At 69.1% G+C, this 15,252-nt stretch carries 17 protein-coding genes; 12 read left to right on the top strand and 5 right to left on the bottom strand.

Annotation, left to right across the window (positions count from 1 at the left end):
* Window positions 1-56: 56 nt before the first annotated feature.
* Together NS331_RS04880 and NS331_RS04875 are read right to left on the bottom strand one after the other, a co-directional pair.
* Window positions 57-1,574, bottom strand: coding sequence for an amidase (locus NS331_RS04880; protein ID WP_058640888.1), 1,518 nt, complete (start codon window positions 1,572-1,574; stop codon window positions 57-59).
* Window positions 1,575-1,716: 142 nt separating this feature from the next.
* The gene (locus NS331_RS04875) at window positions 1,717-2,829 is read right to left on the bottom strand and encodes a substrate-binding domain-containing protein (protein WP_082702258.1); all 1,113 of its coding nucleotides are present in this window, start codon (window positions 2,827-2,829) and stop codon (window positions 1,717-1,719) included.
* A 133-nt stretch (window positions 2,830-2,962) separates the two neighbouring features.
* On the opposite strand from NS331_RS04875, the gene NS331_RS04870 reads away from it, so the two are divergent.
* Window positions 2,963-3,397 (top strand): MarR family winged helix-turn-helix transcriptional regulator, encoded by a 435-nt coding sequence (locus tag NS331_RS04870; RefSeq protein WP_058640887.1) that lies wholly within the window; start codon window positions 2,963-2,965, stop codon window positions 3,395-3,397.
* Between the two features lie 108 nt (window positions 3,398-3,505).
* On the opposite strand, the gene NS331_RS04865 is transcribed toward NS331_RS04870, so the two are convergent.
* Complete coding sequence (locus NS331_RS04865; protein ID WP_242873651.1) at window positions 3,506-4,177, bottom strand: ferritin-like domain-containing protein; 672 nt, start codon at window positions 4,175-4,177, stop codon at window positions 3,506-3,508.
* Between the two features lie 286 nt (window positions 4,178-4,463).
* Between NS331_RS04865 and NS331_RS04860 the strand changes: the two genes are divergently transcribed.
* The 3 genes from NS331_RS04860 to NS331_RS04850 are packed head-to-tail and all read left to right on the top strand — an operon-like array spanning window position 4,464 to window position 6,869.
* A complete protein-coding gene (locus tag NS331_RS04860) occupies window positions 4,464-5,363 on the top strand; it encodes a manganese catalase family protein (protein WP_058640886.1) in 900 nt (299 codons plus the stop codon).
* The gene (locus NS331_RS04855) at window positions 5,360-5,983 is read left to right on the top strand and encodes a cysteine hydrolase family protein (protein ID WP_058640885.1); all 624 of its coding nucleotides are present in this window, start codon (window positions 5,360-5,362) and stop codon (window positions 5,981-5,983) included. The genes NS331_RS04860 and NS331_RS04855 overlap by 4 nt, the downstream gene beginning before the upstream one ends.
* A gap of 28 nt (window positions 5,984-6,011) precedes the next feature.
* Window positions 6,012-6,869, top strand: coding sequence for an SDR family oxidoreductase (locus NS331_RS04850; protein WP_058640884.1), 858 nt, complete (start codon window positions 6,012-6,014; stop codon window positions 6,867-6,869).
* Between the two features lie 106 nt (window positions 6,870-6,975).
* Here the strand turns inward: NS331_RS04850 and NS331_RS04845 are convergent, their stop codons facing one another.
* Together NS331_RS04845 and NS331_RS26010 are read right to left on the bottom strand one after the other, a co-directional pair.
* Window positions 6,976-7,395: a BLUF domain-containing protein gene (locus tag NS331_RS04845; RefSeq protein ID WP_058640883.1), complete on the bottom strand. Its 420-nt coding sequence runs from the start codon at window positions 7,393-7,395 to the stop codon at window positions 6,976-6,978.
* Window positions 7,396-7,870: 475 nt separating this feature from the next.
* Window positions 7,871-8,089, bottom strand: coding sequence for a hypothetical protein (locus NS331_RS26010; RefSeq protein ID WP_153012747.1), 219 nt, complete (start codon window positions 8,087-8,089; stop codon window positions 7,871-7,873).
* Between the two features lie 174 nt (window positions 8,090-8,263).
* Here NS331_RS26010 and NS331_RS04835 point away from each other — a divergent pair, with 174 nt between their 5' ends.
* The 8 genes from NS331_RS04835 (at window position 8,264) to NS331_RS04800 (ending at window position 15,233) form a co-directional block, all read left to right on the top strand.
* Window positions 8,264-8,935, top strand: coding sequence for an amino acid ABC transporter permease (locus NS331_RS04835; protein WP_058640881.1), 672 nt, complete (start codon window positions 8,264-8,266; stop codon window positions 8,933-8,935).
* A 22-nt stretch (window positions 8,936-8,957) separates the two neighbouring features.
* On the top strand, window positions 8,958-9,611 hold the full coding sequence (locus NS331_RS04830) for an amino acid ABC transporter permease (protein WP_058640880.1): 654 nt from the start codon (window positions 8,958-8,960) through the stop codon (window positions 9,609-9,611).
* A gap of 38 nt (window positions 9,612-9,649) precedes the next feature.
* Window positions 9,650-10,447 carry a transporter substrate-binding domain-containing protein gene (locus tag NS331_RS04825; protein ID WP_058640879.1) on the top strand — a complete coding sequence of 266 codons (798 nt, stop codon included), beginning with the start codon at window positions 9,650-9,652 and terminating at the stop codon, window positions 10,445-10,447.
* A gap of 38 nt (window positions 10,448-10,485) precedes the next feature.
* Window positions 10,486-11,262, top strand: coding sequence for an amino acid ABC transporter ATP-binding protein (locus NS331_RS04820; protein ID WP_058640878.1), 777 nt, complete (start codon window positions 10,486-10,488; stop codon window positions 11,260-11,262).
* Between the two features lie 206 nt (window positions 11,263-11,468).
* Window positions 11,469-12,221 (top strand): sugar phosphate isomerase/epimerase family protein, encoded by a 753-nt coding sequence (locus NS331_RS04815; RefSeq protein WP_058640877.1) that lies wholly within the window; start codon window positions 11,469-11,471, stop codon window positions 12,219-12,221.
* A gap of 29 nt (window positions 12,222-12,250) precedes the next feature.
* Window positions 12,251-13,204 (top strand): sugar kinase, encoded by a 954-nt coding sequence (locus tag NS331_RS04810; protein ID WP_058640876.1) that lies wholly within the window; start codon window positions 12,251-12,253, stop codon window positions 13,202-13,204.
* A complete protein-coding gene (locus NS331_RS04805; RefSeq protein ID WP_058640875.1) occupies window positions 13,201-14,187 on the top strand; it encodes a 2-hydroxyacid dehydrogenase in 987 nt (328 codons plus the stop codon). Before NS331_RS04810 ends, NS331_RS04805 begins: the two co-directional genes overlap by 4 nt.
* A complete protein-coding gene (locus NS331_RS04800; RefSeq protein ID WP_058640874.1) occupies window positions 14,184-15,233 on the top strand; it encodes a LacI family DNA-binding transcriptional regulator in 1,050 nt (349 codons plus the stop codon). Before NS331_RS04805 ends, NS331_RS04800 begins: the two co-directional genes overlap by 4 nt.
* Window positions 15,234-15,252: the final 19 nt, after the last annotated feature.

Here is a 15,252-nt window from a genome sequence, read left to right as displayed (position 1 = left end):
GGACGGAAACGCAGGTGACGCGGGGCAAGCGCAGCGCGCCGCCCGGCTCGAAGGGCTCAGAGGGCTTTCCAGTCGCCGGCCTGCTCGAAGGCATAGGCGGCGCGGTAGAGGGTCTCTTCCTCGTAGTTGCGGCCGACGAGCATCATTCCGACCGGCAGGCCGTCCACCAGCCCGCAGGGAATGCTCATCGCCGGATGGCCGGTGACGTCGAAGGGACAGGTGTTGGGCAGCACCTCGAAGGCCCGTGTGATCACCTCCTCCAGCGACGCGCCCGGCTTCGGGATGGGCGTGGCCGTGATCGGCAGCGTGGGCATCAGCAGCAGGTCGAAGTCCGACAGGGCGGCGTCGTAGGCCGCCGTCAGCTTGCGGGCGAGGTTCTGCGCCTTGGCATAGAAATGGCCGCGGTAGTTCTGGATGAAGTATTCGCCCAGCACCATGGTGATCTTGAGCGTGTCGGACAGCTCGTCGGCGCGTTGCTTCCAGCCGGCGTGGAAGTCCACCAAGCTGGTCACGTACAGGCCCTTCCAGTTGAAGCCGTGGCCGTTGTCCTTCATCATCTGCTGCGTCGCCCCTTCGGCGGCGATGGGCAGCCAGATGGCCGGGCCCAGTGCGTGCATCGGCACCGACACCTCGCTCACGGTGGCGCCCAGGCGTGTGAAGACCTCGGCCGCGCTGCGCACCTTCTCGTTGACGGCCGCATCCGACTGCGGCCAGCCGAAGCCCTCGGTCACGATGCCGATGCGCAGGCCCTGCACGCCCTTCTTCATCAGCTCGCTGTAGGGCTTGGGGCCCTGGCCGGCGTGCTGGCGCGGATCCAGCCCGTCGGGCCCTGCCAGCACCTCGAGCATCAGCGCGTTGTCGGTCACGTTGGCCGTCATGGGGCCGGTGTGGTCGATGGTCAACTCGATGGGCATCACGCCCGTGTAGGGCACCAGGCCATGCGTGGCCTTCATGCCGTAAATGCCGCAGTACGACGCCGGCATGCGGATGGAGCCCCCCTGGTCACCGCCGATGGCCATGTCGACCTCACCGGCGGCGACCAGCGCCGCGCTGCCCGAGGACGAGCCACCCGCCGAGTAGCCCATGCGCCAGGGGTTGTGCACCGGCGATGGCGAGCTGGTGTGCGACCCGCCCGAGAAGCAGAAGTATTCGCACACGGCCTTGCCGACGACGGTGGCACCGGCATCCAGCAGCCGTGTCACAACGGTGGCGTCGACGTTGGGCACATAGCCCTCCAGCGTGGAGGCGCCGTTCATCATGGGCACGCCGGCCAGGCAGACGTTGTCCTTCAGCACCACGGTCTTGCCGGCGAGCTTGCCGCCTGGCTTGCCCTGGATGGTGGTCTTCACGTACCAGGCGCCGTACCGGTTTTCTTCGCCCGAGGGGAAGTAGCCCGGGGTGCGGGCGTAGGTGACCGCCGGCTGGTAGTCGGGCATGGCGTCCACCGCATCGTAGGCGTCGAAATTGGGCTGCAGCAGTGCGTTGTAGCTGGCGGCCTGGGAATCGGACAGGTGGATGCCGAGGCTGAGTGCGACGTCCTGCAACTGCTCGACGGTGGGGCGCTTGATGGCCATGAAAGGACTCCGTGTCACGAGGGAAGAAGAGGCGCCCGAAGCCTTGGGACACCATGCGTTTCACGGATCGATTCTGGGAACTTATATTTTCCTGGTCAAGCTTTTTCTTTTCTTTGGAAAATAAAAATATGGCAAAGACAAGTCAGAGTCGGGTCAGCACCCGGAATGCATTGCCCTCCGCCCGCGCCAGGTAGATGGGCACGCCGCTCGGTTCGCCCGCCTCGAATGCGGCGTCGCGAGCACTGCGGTAGGCGATGGTGCCGACGCTGGTGGCACGGCTGCGCCCGGTGCATTCGCCGCGGTCGAGCAGCGCTGCCAGGAAGTGCATCCCTTCGTAGGTGGACTGGCCATGCGTGCTGAGCGTCGGCGCGCGCTCGCCGAAATGGGCGCGGTAGCGCGCCTTGAACGCCAGGTTGGCGTCGGTGTCCAGCGTGGCGAAGTAGCCGCAGGCGGCATAGAACTCTTCGGCGTTGTCGGCGCCGAAGCCCAGCAGTTCGTTCTCGCCGGCGCCGCAGGTCAGGCGCAGCATGTGGCGGTGCAGGCCCGCGCGACCGAAGGCGCGGTTGAACTCGATGGCGTCCTGCCCCACCAGCGAGACCAGCACCGCATCGGCCCGGGCCTTGCGCACGGCATCCAGCACGGCCGAGAAGTCGGTCGTCTCGAAGGGCACGTAACGCTCCCCCACCAGTTCCGCCCCGGTCTCGGCGATGCAGGTGCGCGCGATGCGGTGGGACATCCGCGGCCAGACATAGTCGTTGCCGACCGCATACCAGCGCCGCGGGCGCTTGCGCTCGCCCAGCCAGCGGATGGCCGGCCGCAGCTGCCGTTCGGCGGTCTCGCCGATGGCAAAGACCCCAGGGCTGGCCTCGCCCCCCTCGTACAGCGGGGTGTAGACGATGGGAATGCGGCCGCCGACAGCGCGCAGGATGCGATGGCGCACGGCACTGGTGTGCATGCCGACGATGGCGTCGATGTCGCCGGCCTGCACCAGTTCCGTCAGCGTGGCCTCCATGTCGGCCGCATCGTCCGCGGCGTTGACCGTGAGCAGTCGGCAGGCGCGGCCGCCCAGCCCTGCCCCGCGATTGAGTTCGGAGACGGCCAGCTTGGCACAGGCCAGGGCCGACGGCGCCCAGATGCCGGCGAAGCCACCGAGCGGCACGCACAGCGCGATGTTGAGCTCATGGCTCGCGAGCAGCGGCCGCTGCGGCCGACCGGGGGGCAGGCGCGGCGTGGCGGGTCCTGAGGATGGAAACATCGGGAACTCCCGGGGCGGTGCACCAAGTTGGCAACGGGAGGGACGGCGTCGCAAAAAACGCGCCAATGCTTTCCAAGGCAAGGGTTGCGCGCTACCATCGGCGGCCCTTCCCCCGCAAGCGCCCACGTGAGCCATGCCTGAGAAAGACCTATCGCAGTACCTGGCCTATCTGCTGGCCTCTGCCAACCGGCGCATGCGCATCGGTTTGGCGCAGTCCATCGCGGCGGAAGAGGTGACGGAGGAGCACTGGCGCATCCTGCAGGTCCTTGCCGACGAGCAGGGCCGCTCGATGGGCGACCTGGCCGAGGCGGTGCTGCTGAACCACCCGGCCCTGACCAAGAACATCGACAAGCTGGTGGCCCGCGGCCTGGTGCAGCGGGCCGCCGACCCGGCGGACAGCCGGCGGGTGCTGGTCTACATCAGCGACCTCGGCCTGGAAACGGTCGCCCGCCTGCGCAAGAGCGTGGATGCGCACCACGAGCAGATCGAGGAAGCCCTCGGCCCCCGCAAGACCAGCCAGCTGAAGAAGCTGCTCGAATCCTTCATCGACGAGACCGAGCCGAACTGACGCGCGGCATCGGCGCGTCGAGTCGGCCGGCCAGGACCACCCGTCCGGACACCTGGGCGGTCGGATGCCTGCCGGGCCTGAGCGCGACGGTCGGCAGGCGGGCCGCGATCACCGCTTGGCGTCCGAACCCGCACCCCGCGACAGCACCAGGAATTCCTGCGTCAGCACGCCCAGCCGCTCGCCCAGCCATGCGGCGGTGGCCTCTTCCTGCCGCAGGATGTCGTCGCAGACCTGGCGGGTCTGCGTGTCCTGCGCCATGTCGGCGGCGGCCACAAGGATGCGGTACGTCGCGACCTCGAAGTGCTCGAAGGCATAGCAGCTCATGGCCACCTTCATCACCTCGTCGTCGGCCATCCTGGCACCCAGGCCCTGCATCATGGCGCTCATCTTGCCGGCCATGTCCTTGACGCCCGAGGTGTCGCCACCGCGGCGCTGGATGCACTCGCGCAGCAGACGCGCCTGCTCGCGCGTCTCCTGAAGGTGCGCCTGCAACTTGGCCTTGAGTTCGGGATAGTTCTCCAGCCGGTCGCTGGCGGTCTGCAGCATGGTCTCGGCCTGCTCCTCCATGGCGTGGGCATCGCGCAGCCAGTCCATCAGATGTTCGGCGGGTTCGGTCATCGGAGAGCTCCAGGTCGGCAGGGTTGAGTCAGGCAGGGCCGTGCGGGCCGGTGCCGCGGAATCGCCCGCGAAATCCTCGAGGGACGCGCCGGGGTCTTCCTCGCCGGCCGCCGACTGGCTGGCCAGGTCCACGCCGAAAGGCTTGCGGGAGTGGGCATTCATGGGCGTCGTCCTTCAGGTCGGGTGCGAAAGACTTGACCGTGGGGCACGCGTCGACCTGCCCTGTAGGAAGAGTCCCGGCGGCAGGCCGGCGCGACGCGAGGCCGCTGCCAGCGCACGGCCGACGGACGGGCCTGCCGCATCGCCGCTTCGCCCTCCCACCCCGGGCTGGGCCTTTGCCTACATGCCGCGCGCCGTACCCGCCAAAGGCTGTGCAGCCGCGTCCGAAACATGGACGTGTCTTTCGCATCCCCGACCTCATCATCCCAACCCCACAGGAGCGCCATCGATGTTCTCGCACAACAAGCGACTGCAATACACCGTGCACGTCAGCATGCCCAACCCCGGTCTCGCCAACCTCATGCTCGAGCAGTTCGGCGGCCCGCAGGGCGAACTGGCGGCCGCCTGCCGCTACTTCACCCAGGCCATCGCGGAGGACGACCCGGGCCGCAAGGACATGCTGTTCGACATCGCCACCGAGGAGCTGAGCCATCTGGAGGTGATCGGCAACCTGGTCTGCATGCTCAACAAGGGCGCCAAGGGCCGGCTGGCCGAGGGCGTGGAAGAACAGGGCGAGCTCTACCGCTCGATCACCGGTGCCGGCAACGACAGCCACCTCACGCAGGTGCTCTACGGCGGCGGCGCAGCGCTGACCAACTCGGCGGGCGTGCCCTGGTCGGCCGCCTACGTCGACACCATCGGCGAGCCCACGGCCGACCTGCGCTCCAACATCGCGGCCGAGGCCCGCGCCAAGATCGTCTATGAGCGGCTCATCAACCTGACCGAAGACCCGGGCGTGAAGGACGCCCTCACCTTCCTGATGACGCGCGAGGTGGCGCACCAGAAGTCCTTCGAGAAGGCCCTCTACAGCATCGAACCCAACTTCCCACCGGGCAAGCTGCCGGGCGATCCGCGCTTCGCCAGCGTGTACTTCCGCATGTCCAAGGGCGAGGCCGACCTCAAGGGCCCGTGGAACGAGGGCCCGGGCTGGGACTTCGTGCCGATGACGCAGGACTCCGGGCCGGTAGACGGCCGCACCGGCTGGGCCTCGGTGGAACTGCCCGAGGCCGATGCCGCCCAGGTGCGCGCCATGGCCACGCGCACCCAGTCGCGCACCGACATCGACCCCACCACCGGCGCCGAACTGGGCATGGGCCAGACGCCGCCGCCCGCCGCCACCAAGAAGTGACCAGGCATTCGCGGGAGGCCGGCCATCCGGCCGGCGGCGAGGCGCCGGAGGGCATGGCGCTGGTCATCATCGACATGATCAGTTGCTGGGACTTTCCGGATGCCGAGCACCTGCTGCCCCATGCACGCCGCGCCGCGGAGGAGATCGCGGCGCTGGCGGAAGCCTGCCGCGCCCGCGACGTGCCGGTCATCTATGCCAACGACAACCGCGGCCGCTGGCGCTCGGACTTCCGTGCGCTGGTGGACGGCGCCCTGGCGCAGGACGGCCCGGGTGCCGACATCACCCGCCTACTGCAACCCTGGGCCGAGGACTACTTCGTCCTCAAGCCCAAGCATTCGATCTTCCATGGAACGCCCATGCCCTTCCTGCTGCAGCACCTGGGCGTGCAGCGGCTGGTGCTGACGGGCGTTTCCAGCGACCAATGCGTGCTGATGTCGGTCTCGGATGCGCGCATGCGCGAACTGGACCCCATCGTTCCCGCCGACTGCTCCGCCTCGCAAGGCGACGCGCGCCATCGGGCGCTGCTGCAGCAATTGCGCGAGACGTGGAAGGTCGAGGCGCCGCCGACCTGGCGCGCGCTGTTCGACGATGACGCCCCGCCGCAAGACCTTTCCCCTTGACATTCCTACCCCTAGCCAGGAGCCCTGCATGACCGAACCCACCGCCAAGCCCTCGACCCCGCCGCAACAGCCGCCCGGCCTGGAATCGCGGATGACGCCGGAGCCCGATTTCGGCGCCGACAGCTACCGCGGCAGTGGCCGGCTGGACGGCAAGGTGGCGCTGATCACCGGCGGGGACAGCGGCATCGGCCGCGCCGTCGCGCTGGCCTTCGCGCGCGAAGGCGCGGACGTGCTGATCTCCTTTCTGGAGGAGGAGGAAAGCGATGCCCGCGTCACCCGCGACTGGGTGCAAAAGGCCGGTCGCCAGTGCCTGGCCATTCCCGGCGACATCCGCAGCGAGGCGCATTGCCGCGCCCTGGTCGATGCAGCAGTGCAGCAGTTCGGCCGGCTGGACGTGCTGGTCAACAACGCCGCCTTCCAGATGAGCCACAAGTCGCTGCAGGAGTTGACCGAGGAAGAGATCGACCGCACCTTCCGCACCAACGTCTTTGCCATGTTCTTCCTGGCCAAGGCCGCGGTGCCGCACATGAAGCCGGGCGCCGCCATCATCAACACCGCGTCGATCAACGCCGACAAACCCAACGCCACCCTCGTGGCCTATGCGGCCACCAAGGGCGCCATCCAGAACCTCACGGGCGGCCTCGCACAGTTGCTGGCCGAGCAGGGCATCCGCGTCAACTGCGTGGCGCCCGGGCCGGTGTGGACGCCGCTGATTCCGTCGACCATGCCGCCCGAGCAGGTCGCCACCTTCGGCCAGCAGACACCCATGAAGCGGCCAGCCCAGCCAAAGGAGCTGCAGGCTGCCTACGTCATGCTGGCTTCAGACGAGGCGAGCTACATCTCCGGGGCCACCATTGCCGTCACCGGCGGGGTGCCGATGATTTAAGGGCCAAGGCGCTGGGTACGACGGTGTCGGAAGGCCGCATTTCAGGCGGCGCTCGGCAGGCGTTGTGCCGGCCGCAGCGGCGGTCGACCTCGCGCGGCTCGGGGCCTCAGAGGGCCACCCAGTTCGGCATGCGCGCCAGCGCGCGGAACAATGCGGGCGCCTCGTCCGGCGGCACGGCATACAGGTCCAGCGGCGCGGCCATGCCATGGCTCATCAGCAGTGTGCGTATGCGCTCGTCCCATGCCAGCAGCGCCATGGACCACTGAGGGAACAATCGCGTCCCGATGGCACCTTGATCCAGCAGGCGCACCGCATGGTTGCGCTCGTCGTCGAGGATTCGGCCGAACAGGCCTTGAAGCGCCGCCTCCGGCCCTTCGAGGTACTGCATGTACACGCCATCGAGGAGGCACAGCCCGCCCGTCACGTTTGCGGCCGGATTGTTCTCGCGCGACTGCACGAGGATGGATGCCACATCGTCGGACCGGAAGGCCCGCGCGCGGCTGACGTAGATGAGGCGGCACAGCACGGGGCCATGCTAACGCCGGGTGGGATGCGACGGAAGGCGCACGCGCCTCACCTTCATCGCACCTTGGTCATCAGGCAAGACAGGACATAACGGCTGGGCAAGGGCGAGTCCCGCCACGCCGGCACGCCTCTTTTTTCGTAGGCCTCCAGGGAAGGGAAGCCAGTGACATTCCATGCGTACGTGTCTGCCCGCTCGAGTTCGATCACCTCGTAGGGGCAGCGGGCGCCCCTGGGCCTGGGAAGCCGCGCGACCAGCCTGGGAGCTCCCTGCTCCCGCGTGGCGTCAAGCACCTCGTAATGCCGGGCTCTGCAATCGCCGTACTGCCACCGCCAGGACAGGACGGTCGCCTCCATCGACAAGACGCCGGAGCAGGCGCGCCCCGTCCCCTCGAAACGCCCTATCCACGGCTCATCCGCGCTGGCAGCAATCCCCGCCCCTCCCATGAGGGACAGCAGAACGGCGCCTACTCGACGCTTCACCGGCACACCGCCGCCTTGCGCCGACGAACTGCCGCCAGGGTGTCGTCCAGCTTGCGCGCGTACTGGCTGTCGCCTCCAGCGTTGTAGTACGTCGCGGCGGTCGACGTATCGAGCGCAATCCAGCCGGTGACGACGCGCTGCATCGAAGCCTTCTGGCATGTCAGTACACCGGCGCGACGGGGAACAGCCAGAACAGCTTCGTGGGTGGGCGTCACTTTTCAGCTCCTAAGGGAAGTCAGGCTAGCACTTGCGGCACCGCGCCCAACGTGACAAATGCCCGATGCCCCAACATTTCTCAGCACCGGGATAAACCCTGATCCCAAACACTGAAACCGGTTTCATAATTTCTCTCATCGGAGACACACCGGCGCGCCCACGCGCCCCATGCCGTGAAATACCAGTTCCAGTTCGATGCCGTGCTCGCCGCCTGGCCCCTGCTGCTCAAGGGCACGTGGATCACGGTGCAGTTGTCCCTCACCGCCACGCTGCTGGGGCTGGCCGTGGCCGTGATGTGCGCCTGGGGCAAGACCAGCGGGCCGGCGCCGGTGCGCTTCCTGATCAACACCTACATCGAGGTGATCCGGAACACGCCCTTCCTGGTGCAGCTGTTCTTCTTTTTCTTCGCGCTGCCGGCCATCGGCGTGCGCTGGTCGCCGTACATGGCCGCGCTCACGGCCATGGTGGTCAACCTGGGCGCCTACGCCACCGAGATCATCCGCGCCGGCATCGAATCCATTCCCAAGGGCCAGATCGAGGCGGGCCGCGCACTCAACCTCAAAGGCTGGGAGATCTTCCGCTTCATCATCATCAAGCCGGCGCTCAAGGCCATCTATCCCGCGCTGACCAGCCAGTTCATCCTGCTGATGCTCAGCTCGGCCGTGGTGTCGGTGATCTCGGCCGATGACCTCACCTCGGTGGCCGCCACGCTGCAGTCGCAGACCTTCCGCAGCTTCGAGATCTACATCGTCGTGGCCGCCATCTACCTCGGGCTGGCCCTGCTCTTCTCGCTGCTGTTCAAGCTGATCTACCAGCGCGTGCTGCACTACCCCGACCGCCGCTGAAGGCAGCAACAGGAGATCCACCATGCGTACCTTCGGCTTTCCCGAATTCCTGTTCATCCTCGAAGCGGCCCAGTGGACGCTGGCCCTGTCGGCCATCGCCTTCGTGGGCGGCGCCATCCTCGGCCTGATCATCGCGCTGGCCCGCACCAGCGAGAACCGCGCGGCGCTGTTCGCCTCGGGCGTGTTCATCCAGGTGTTCCAGGGCACGCCGCTGCTGCTGCAGCTGTTCCTGATCTTCTTCGGCGCACCGGTGCTGGGGCTGGACATCAACCCGTGGATCGCCGCAGGTGCAGCGCTCATCCTCAACAGTGCCGCCTTCCTGGGCGAGATCTGGCGCGGCTGCATCCAGGCCATTCCGCGCGGCCAATGGGAAGCGGCCATGGCGCTGAACCTGTCGTACACCGCCCGCCTGCGCGACGTGGTGCTGCCGCAGGCCTTCAAGATCGCGCTGCCGCCCACCGTCGGCTACGTGGTGCAGATCATCAAGGGCACGTCGCTGGCAGCCATCATCGGCTTCACCGAGATCACCCGCGCCGGGCAGATCATCAACAACGCCACCTTCCAGCCGCTGGAGGTGTTCAGCACCGTGGCCGCGCTGTACTTCGTGATCTGCTGGCCGCTGTCGCTGCTGGCCGCGCACATGGAGCGCCGGCGCGCCCGCGCCCTGGCCCGCTGACATTCCTCTCTTCACCGCTCAACCCAAGGAGACTTCGCATGACCATCCGCCTGCACCGCCGCACCGCCCTGGCCCTGGGCCTGGCCGCCTGCGCCACCGCCTTCGCACCCCTGGCCTCGGCCCAGTCCGTGGCCGACATCAAGAAGAAGGGCGAGATCACCATCGGCATGCTGGTGGACTTTCCGCCCTACGGCACCACCGACGCGAAGAACCAGCCCGACGGCTACGACGCCGACGTGGCCAAGCTGCTGGCCAAGGACCTGGGCGTCAAGGCCAACATCGTGCCCGTGACCGGCCCCAACCGCATTCCCTTCCTGCTGACCAACAAGGTCGACCTGCTGATCGCCTCGCTGGCCGTCACGCCCGAGCGTGCCAAGCAGGTGGACTTCTCGGTGCCCTATGCCGCCGCCACCATCGTGCTGTACGGCAGCAGCAAGGTCGAGATGAAGTCGCCCGCCGACCTCAAGGGCAAGCGCGTGGGCGTGGCCCGGGCCAGCACGCAGGACGTGTCGCTGACGGCCGTGGCGCCCGAGGGCACCGAAATCCGCCGCTTCGACGACGACGCCTCGGCCATGCAGGCGCTGATGTCGGGCCAGGTCGACGCCATCGGCTGCTCCACCACCGTGGCCGCGCAGATCGCCAAGCGCGCCGGCAGCAACTTCGAGAACAAGTTCAACCTGCGCCAGCAGGTGATGGGCATCGCCATGCGCCCCGGCCAGCCCGAACTGAAGAAGACGCTGGACGAGTTCGTCGAGCGCAACAGGAAGAATGGCGAGCTGAACAAGCTCTACCAGAAGTGGCTGGGCACGGACTTCCCGGCCCTGCCCAACTCCTGATCGCCCTCTTCACGCAGAACGCACAAGGCAGCCGAACGATGAACAGCAGCGTGGCCGCGCCCCATGAACTGGGCGACCCCATCATCCGCATGGACGGGGTGAGCAAGTGGTATGGCGAGTTCCAGGTGCTCACCGACGTGGACCTGTCGGTGCGCGCCGGCGAGCGCATCGTCATCTGCGGGCCCTCGGGCTCGGGCAAGTCCACGCTGATCCGCTGCATCAACCGGCTGGAGACGGTGCAGAAGGGCCGCATCACGGTCGACGGCATCGAGCTCACGGCCGGCGGCAAGAACGTGGACGCCGTGCGCGCCGAAGTGGGCATGGTGTTCCAGCAGTTCAACCTGTTCCCGCACCTCACCATCCTGCAGAACTGCACGCTCGCGCCGATGCGCTCGCGCGGCATGTCGCGCGAAGAGGCCGAGGCCGTCGCCATGAAGTACCTGACGCGAGTGCGCATTCCCGAGCAGGCCAACAAGTACCCGAGCCAGCTGTCGGGCGGCCAGCAGCAGCGCGTGGCCATCGCGCGTGCGCTGTGCATGGCGCCCAAGATCATGCTGTTCGACGAGCCCACGTCGGCGCTCGACCCCGAAATGGTCAAGGAAGTGCTCGACACCATGATCGGCCTGGCCGACGACGGCATGACCATGCTGTGCGTGACGCACGAGATGGGCTTCGCGCGCAGCGTGGCCGACCGCGTGATCTTCATGGCCGGCGGCCAGATCCTCGAACAGGGCACGCCGGAGGCCTTCTTCGGCCATCCGCAGCACGAGAAGACGCGGCAGTTCCTGGGCCAGATCCTCACCTCGGGCCATTGAGATGACGCATGCCCGTGCCGCCGCCCGGAGCCCCTCTCCCCTCGCGGGAGAGGGGTTGGGGAGAGGGGGCGCTCGCACCACGACGGCCTTGTCTCCCTGCGCGGGCCGCGCCCCCCTCTCCCCGGCCCTCTCCCGCGAGGGGAGAGGGCGTTCCGTTCCCATTCAAGCGCTGCAGCGGGCGCGCAGCGCCACTGAAGCCTGACCCCATGTTCACCGTACTCATTTCCCTGTCCTCCTTCGGCGCGGCCGAGGTGGGCCGCCATGGCCAGGCCTGGGCCACGGGCCTGGCCTACGAAGCCGGCGTGGACAGCGTCGAGGTGCGCGGCGAGCTGCTGCGCAGCCCCGATGCCGAACTGTCAGCACTGAAGGGCCGCGCGGCGGTCTACTCCAGCCCCGATGGCCTGTGGACGCCCGCCGGCGAACTCGACAGCGCCGCATTGCAGCTCGGCCTGGCCCGCGCCGTCGCGCTCGATGCGCCCCGCCTCAAGATGGCCATCGGCGGCTTCCACGCGGTGCGCAGCCGCGACTCGCTGGCAACGCTGCGCGACGCCCTGGCCCGCACGCCCGTCGAACTGGTGATCGAGAACGACCAGACCCCCACTGCCGGTACGCTCGACGCGCTGCTCGCCTTCTTCGACGCCCAGCAGGCCGCCGGCCTGGACCTGGGCATGACCTTCGACATGGGCAACTGGCACTGGCTGGGCGAATGCCCGCTGGAGGCCGCCCGCGCCCTCGCCCACCGCGTGCGCTATGTGCATGCCAAGGGCGTGCAGCGCCGGCCCGACAAATGGGTCGCCGTGCCGCTGGCCGAGTCCGCCGCGCCCTGGCGCGCCGTGCTGCGCGCCCTGCCGGCCGACGTGCCGCATGCCATCGAATACCCGCTGATCGGCGATGACCTCACGGCGGTCACCCGCGCCGAGATCGCCGCCCTGCGACAGCTGCGCGCGCCTGCGCGCTGAACACCCGCCTTTCCCACCGCCGCCCGACCATGACCGCCGCCCCCACCTTCGACGTCGCCACCTTCGGCGAGGCCATGCTGCTGCTCGTGGCCGACGAGCCCGGCCCCATCGAGCACGCCACGCTGTTCCACAAGCGCAGCGCCGGGGCGGAGACCAACGTGGCCATCGGCCTGTCGCGCCTCGGCCTCAAGGTGGGCTGGGCCAGCCGGCTGGGCACCGACTCCATGGGCCGCGCGCTGCTGGCCACCATGCAGGCCGAAGGCATCGACTGCTCGCACGTCGTGTGCGATGCCACGCAGCGCACCGGCTTCCAGTTCAAGGGCCGCGTCACCGACGGCAGCGATCCGCCCATCGAATACCACCGCAAGGGCTCGGCCGCGAGCCAGATGCGGCCCGAGGACATCGACGAGGCCTGGCTGTGCGCTGCACGGCACCTGCATGCCACGGGCGTGTTCGCCGCCGTCTCCGAGACCACGCTGCCCACCGCCCACCGCACGCTGGACCTGATGCGCGCGGCGGGCCGCAGCATCTCCTTCGACCCCAACCTGCGGCCCACGCTGTGGGGCAGCACCGAGCGCATGCGCGAATGCATCAACGCGCTGGCCGCCAAGGCCGATTGGGTGCTGCCCGGCCTGGAAGAAGGCCGGCTGCTCACCGGCGAGGCCACGCCCGAGGGCATTGCCCGCTTCTACCGCGCGGCCGGGGCCTCGCTGGTCGTCGTCAAGCTCGGGCCCGAAGGCGCCTACTACGACAGCGCCACGGCCGGCTGCGGTCAGGTGCCGGGCTTTCCGGTCGACAAGGTCATCGACACCGTGGGCGCCGGCGACGGCTTCGCGGCCGGCGTCGTCAGCGCCCTGCTCGAAGGCCGCAGCGTGCCCGAGGCCGTGCGCCGCGGCGCCTGGATCGGCGCCCGTGCGGTGCAGGTGCTGGGCGACACCGAAGGCCTGCCCACGCGGGCCCAATTGGACGAGGCCGGCCTGTGAGCGACGCACGCAAGAAGGTCCTGGTGTTCCGGGCGCTCCCGCCCGACCAGATGGCACGGCTGCAGGCCGCGCACGACGTCAGCTTCGCCGACCCAAAGAAAGACCACGCCGCCTTCGACGCCGCACTGGCCGAGGCGCAGGGCCTGATCGGCTCCAGCTTTCCCATCGACGCTGGCGTCATCGCCGCCGCGCCCAAACTGGAAGTGGTCTCCAGCGTGTCCGTGGGCGTGGACAACTACGACCTGGCCGCCCTGCACGCCCGCAACATCGTGCTGGCCCACACGCCCGGCGTGCTGGACGAGACGGTGGCCGACACCGTGTTCGCCCTGCTGATGGCCACCAGCCGCCGCGTGGTCGAACTCGCCGCGCTGGTGCGCGAGGGCCGGTGGGACCGGAACATCGGCGAAGACCTGTTCGGCTTCGACGTGCACGGCAAGACGCTGGGCCTGCTGGGCTTCGGCCGCATCGGCCAGGCCATCGCGCGGCGCGCGGCGCTGGGCTTCGGCATGCCGGTGCTGTATCACGCCCGCCGGCCGGTGGACCTGGCCACGCAGGCGCCCGAACTGCAGGGCCGCGCCAACCACACGCCGCTGCCTAAGTTGCTGGCCCGCGCCGACTTCGTGGTCGCCATGCTGCCGCTCACGCCGCAGACCCGCGGCATGGTCGATGCCGCCCTGCTCGCCCAAATGAAGCCCGGCGCCATCTTCATCAACGGTGGCCGCGGTGCCACCGTGGACGAGGCCGCCCTTCTGGCCGCGCTGGACAGCGGCCGCCTGCGGGCCGCCGGCCTGGACGTGTTCGCGCGCGAGCCGCTGCCGCTGGATTCGCGCCTGCGCACGCACCCGCAGGTGACGCCGCTGCCGCACATCGGCTCGGCCACGCACGAGACGCGGCATGCCATGGCTGCGCTGGCGGTCAGCAACCTGCTGGACGCATTGGCCGGCCGGCGGCCCGCTGCGGTGTTCGACACTGCGGCTTCATGAACCAGCCCTCGCCGGCGTCTCGGCCGGCCCGCCCCACCATCTCGGACGTCGCCCGCGTGGCGGGCGTGTCCAAGGCCACGGTGTCGCGCTTCTTCAACCACCGTGAGCGGCTGCTGAGCCCCGACATCGCGGCCCGCGTCGAAGCCGCCATCGGCGAGCTGGGCTACGTGCCCAGCCCGATGGCGCAGGCACTCAGCCACGGCCGCTCGCGGCTCATCGGGCTGATCGTGGCCGATATCACCAACCCCTTCTCCGTGGCCGTGCTGCGCGGCGCCGAGAAGGCCTGCAAGGACGCGGGCTACCTGGTGATGCTGTTCAACATCGGCAACGAGGCCGGCCGCGAGCGCGAGGCCATCGACGCCCTGGCCGGCTACCAGGTGGACGGCTTCATCCTCAACACGCTGGGCCGCGGAGCGGGCGTGGTCGAGGCCATCGCCACCCACGGCAAGCCGGCGGTGCTAGTGGACCGGCGGCACGACGGGCTGGAGGCCGACTTCGTCTCCATCGACAACCGCGGCGCCATGGCCGAGGTCTGCAGCCACCTGATCGATGGCGGCTGGCGCGAGCTGCTCTACGTGACAGAGCCGCAGCAGGGCGTGAGCACCCGCCGCGAGCGCACGGCCGCCTTCCGGGACTGCGTGGCGGCCCATGCCCCGGCCACGCCCCGCGTGCACGGCGAGGTGTTCGAGATGGCCGAGAGCGGCGACGAGGCGCTGCGCGACGCCCTGCGCGCCCTGCGCAAGCGTGCTCGCGCCCCGCGCCGTGCCGCCGTGGTGGCCGGCAACTCCGTGGTGACGCTGCGTGTGGCGCAGGCGGTGCGCCAGCTGGGCTGGGAGTTCGGCGAGGAACTGGGCTTCATCGGCTTCGACGAGCCCGAATGGGCCTCGCTGGTCGGCCGCGGCCTCAGCACCCTGGCCCAGCCCACCGACGACCTGGGCCGCGCCGCCGCCGCTTGCCTGATCGAGCGCATGCAGGGCCTGGAAGGCCCGGCGCGCGAGCGGCTGCTGCCGGGGACGCTGGTGGTGCGGGGATCGTCCGCGCCCTGATCGGCGCTCACACGCGCCG

It is taken from the genome of Pseudacidovorax intermedius (genome assembly GCF_001476815.1).
Classification (GTDB): domain Bacteria; phylum Pseudomonadota; class Gammaproteobacteria; order Burkholderiales; family Burkholderiaceae_C; genus Xenophilus; species Xenophilus intermedius_A.
The sequence above is the reverse complement of the archived record's forward strand: the minus strand, read 5'-3'. Positions and strand labels throughout refer to the sequence as shown.

Bases quoted from the DNA above. Each gene is read 5' to 3' on its own strand.
- NS331_RS04865 (WP_242873651.1), bottom strand. From the start codon at position 4,177: ATGAATGCCCACTCCCGCAAGCCTTTCGGCGTGGACCTGGCCAGCCAG.
- NS331_RS04810 (WP_058640876.1), top strand. From the start codon at position 12,251: ATGACCGCCGCCCCCACCTTCGACGTCGCCACCTTCGGCGAGGCCATG.
- NS331_RS04880 (WP_058640888.1), bottom strand. From the start codon at position 1,574: ATGGCCATCAAGCGCCCCACCGTCGAGCAGTTGCAGGACGTCGCACTC.
- NS331_RS04870 (WP_058640887.1), top strand. From the start codon at position 2,963: ATGCCTGAGAAAGACCTATCGCAGTACCTGGCCTATCTGCTGGCCTCT.
- NS331_RS04850 (WP_058640884.1), top strand. From the start codon at position 6,012: ATGACCGAACCCACCGCCAAGCCCTCGACCCCGCCGCAACAGCCGCCC.
- NS331_RS04820 (WP_058640878.1), top strand. From the start codon at position 10,486: ATGAACAGCAGCGTGGCCGCGCCCCATGAACTGGGCGACCCCATCATC.
- NS331_RS04875 (WP_082702258.1), bottom strand. From the start codon at position 2,829: ATGTTTCCATCCTCAGGACCCGCCACGCCGCGCCTGCCCCCCGGTCGG.
- NS331_RS04815 (WP_058640877.1), top strand. From the start codon at position 11,469: ATGTTCACCGTACTCATTTCCCTGTCCTCCTTCGGCGCGGCCGAGGTG.
- NS331_RS04830 (WP_058640880.1), top strand. From the start codon at position 8,958: ATGCGTACCTTCGGCTTTCCCGAATTCCTGTTCATCCTCGAAGCGGCC.
- NS331_RS04860 (WP_058640886.1), top strand. From the start codon at position 4,464: ATGTTCTCGCACAACAAGCGACTGCAATACACCGTGCACGTCAGCATG.
- NS331_RS04825 (WP_058640879.1), top strand. From the start codon at position 9,650: ATGACCATCCGCCTGCACCGCCGCACCGCCCTGGCCCTGGGCCTGGCC.
- NS331_RS04800 (WP_058640874.1), top strand. From the start codon at position 14,184: ATGAACCAGCCCTCGCCGGCGTCTCGGCCGGCCCGCCCCACCATCTCG.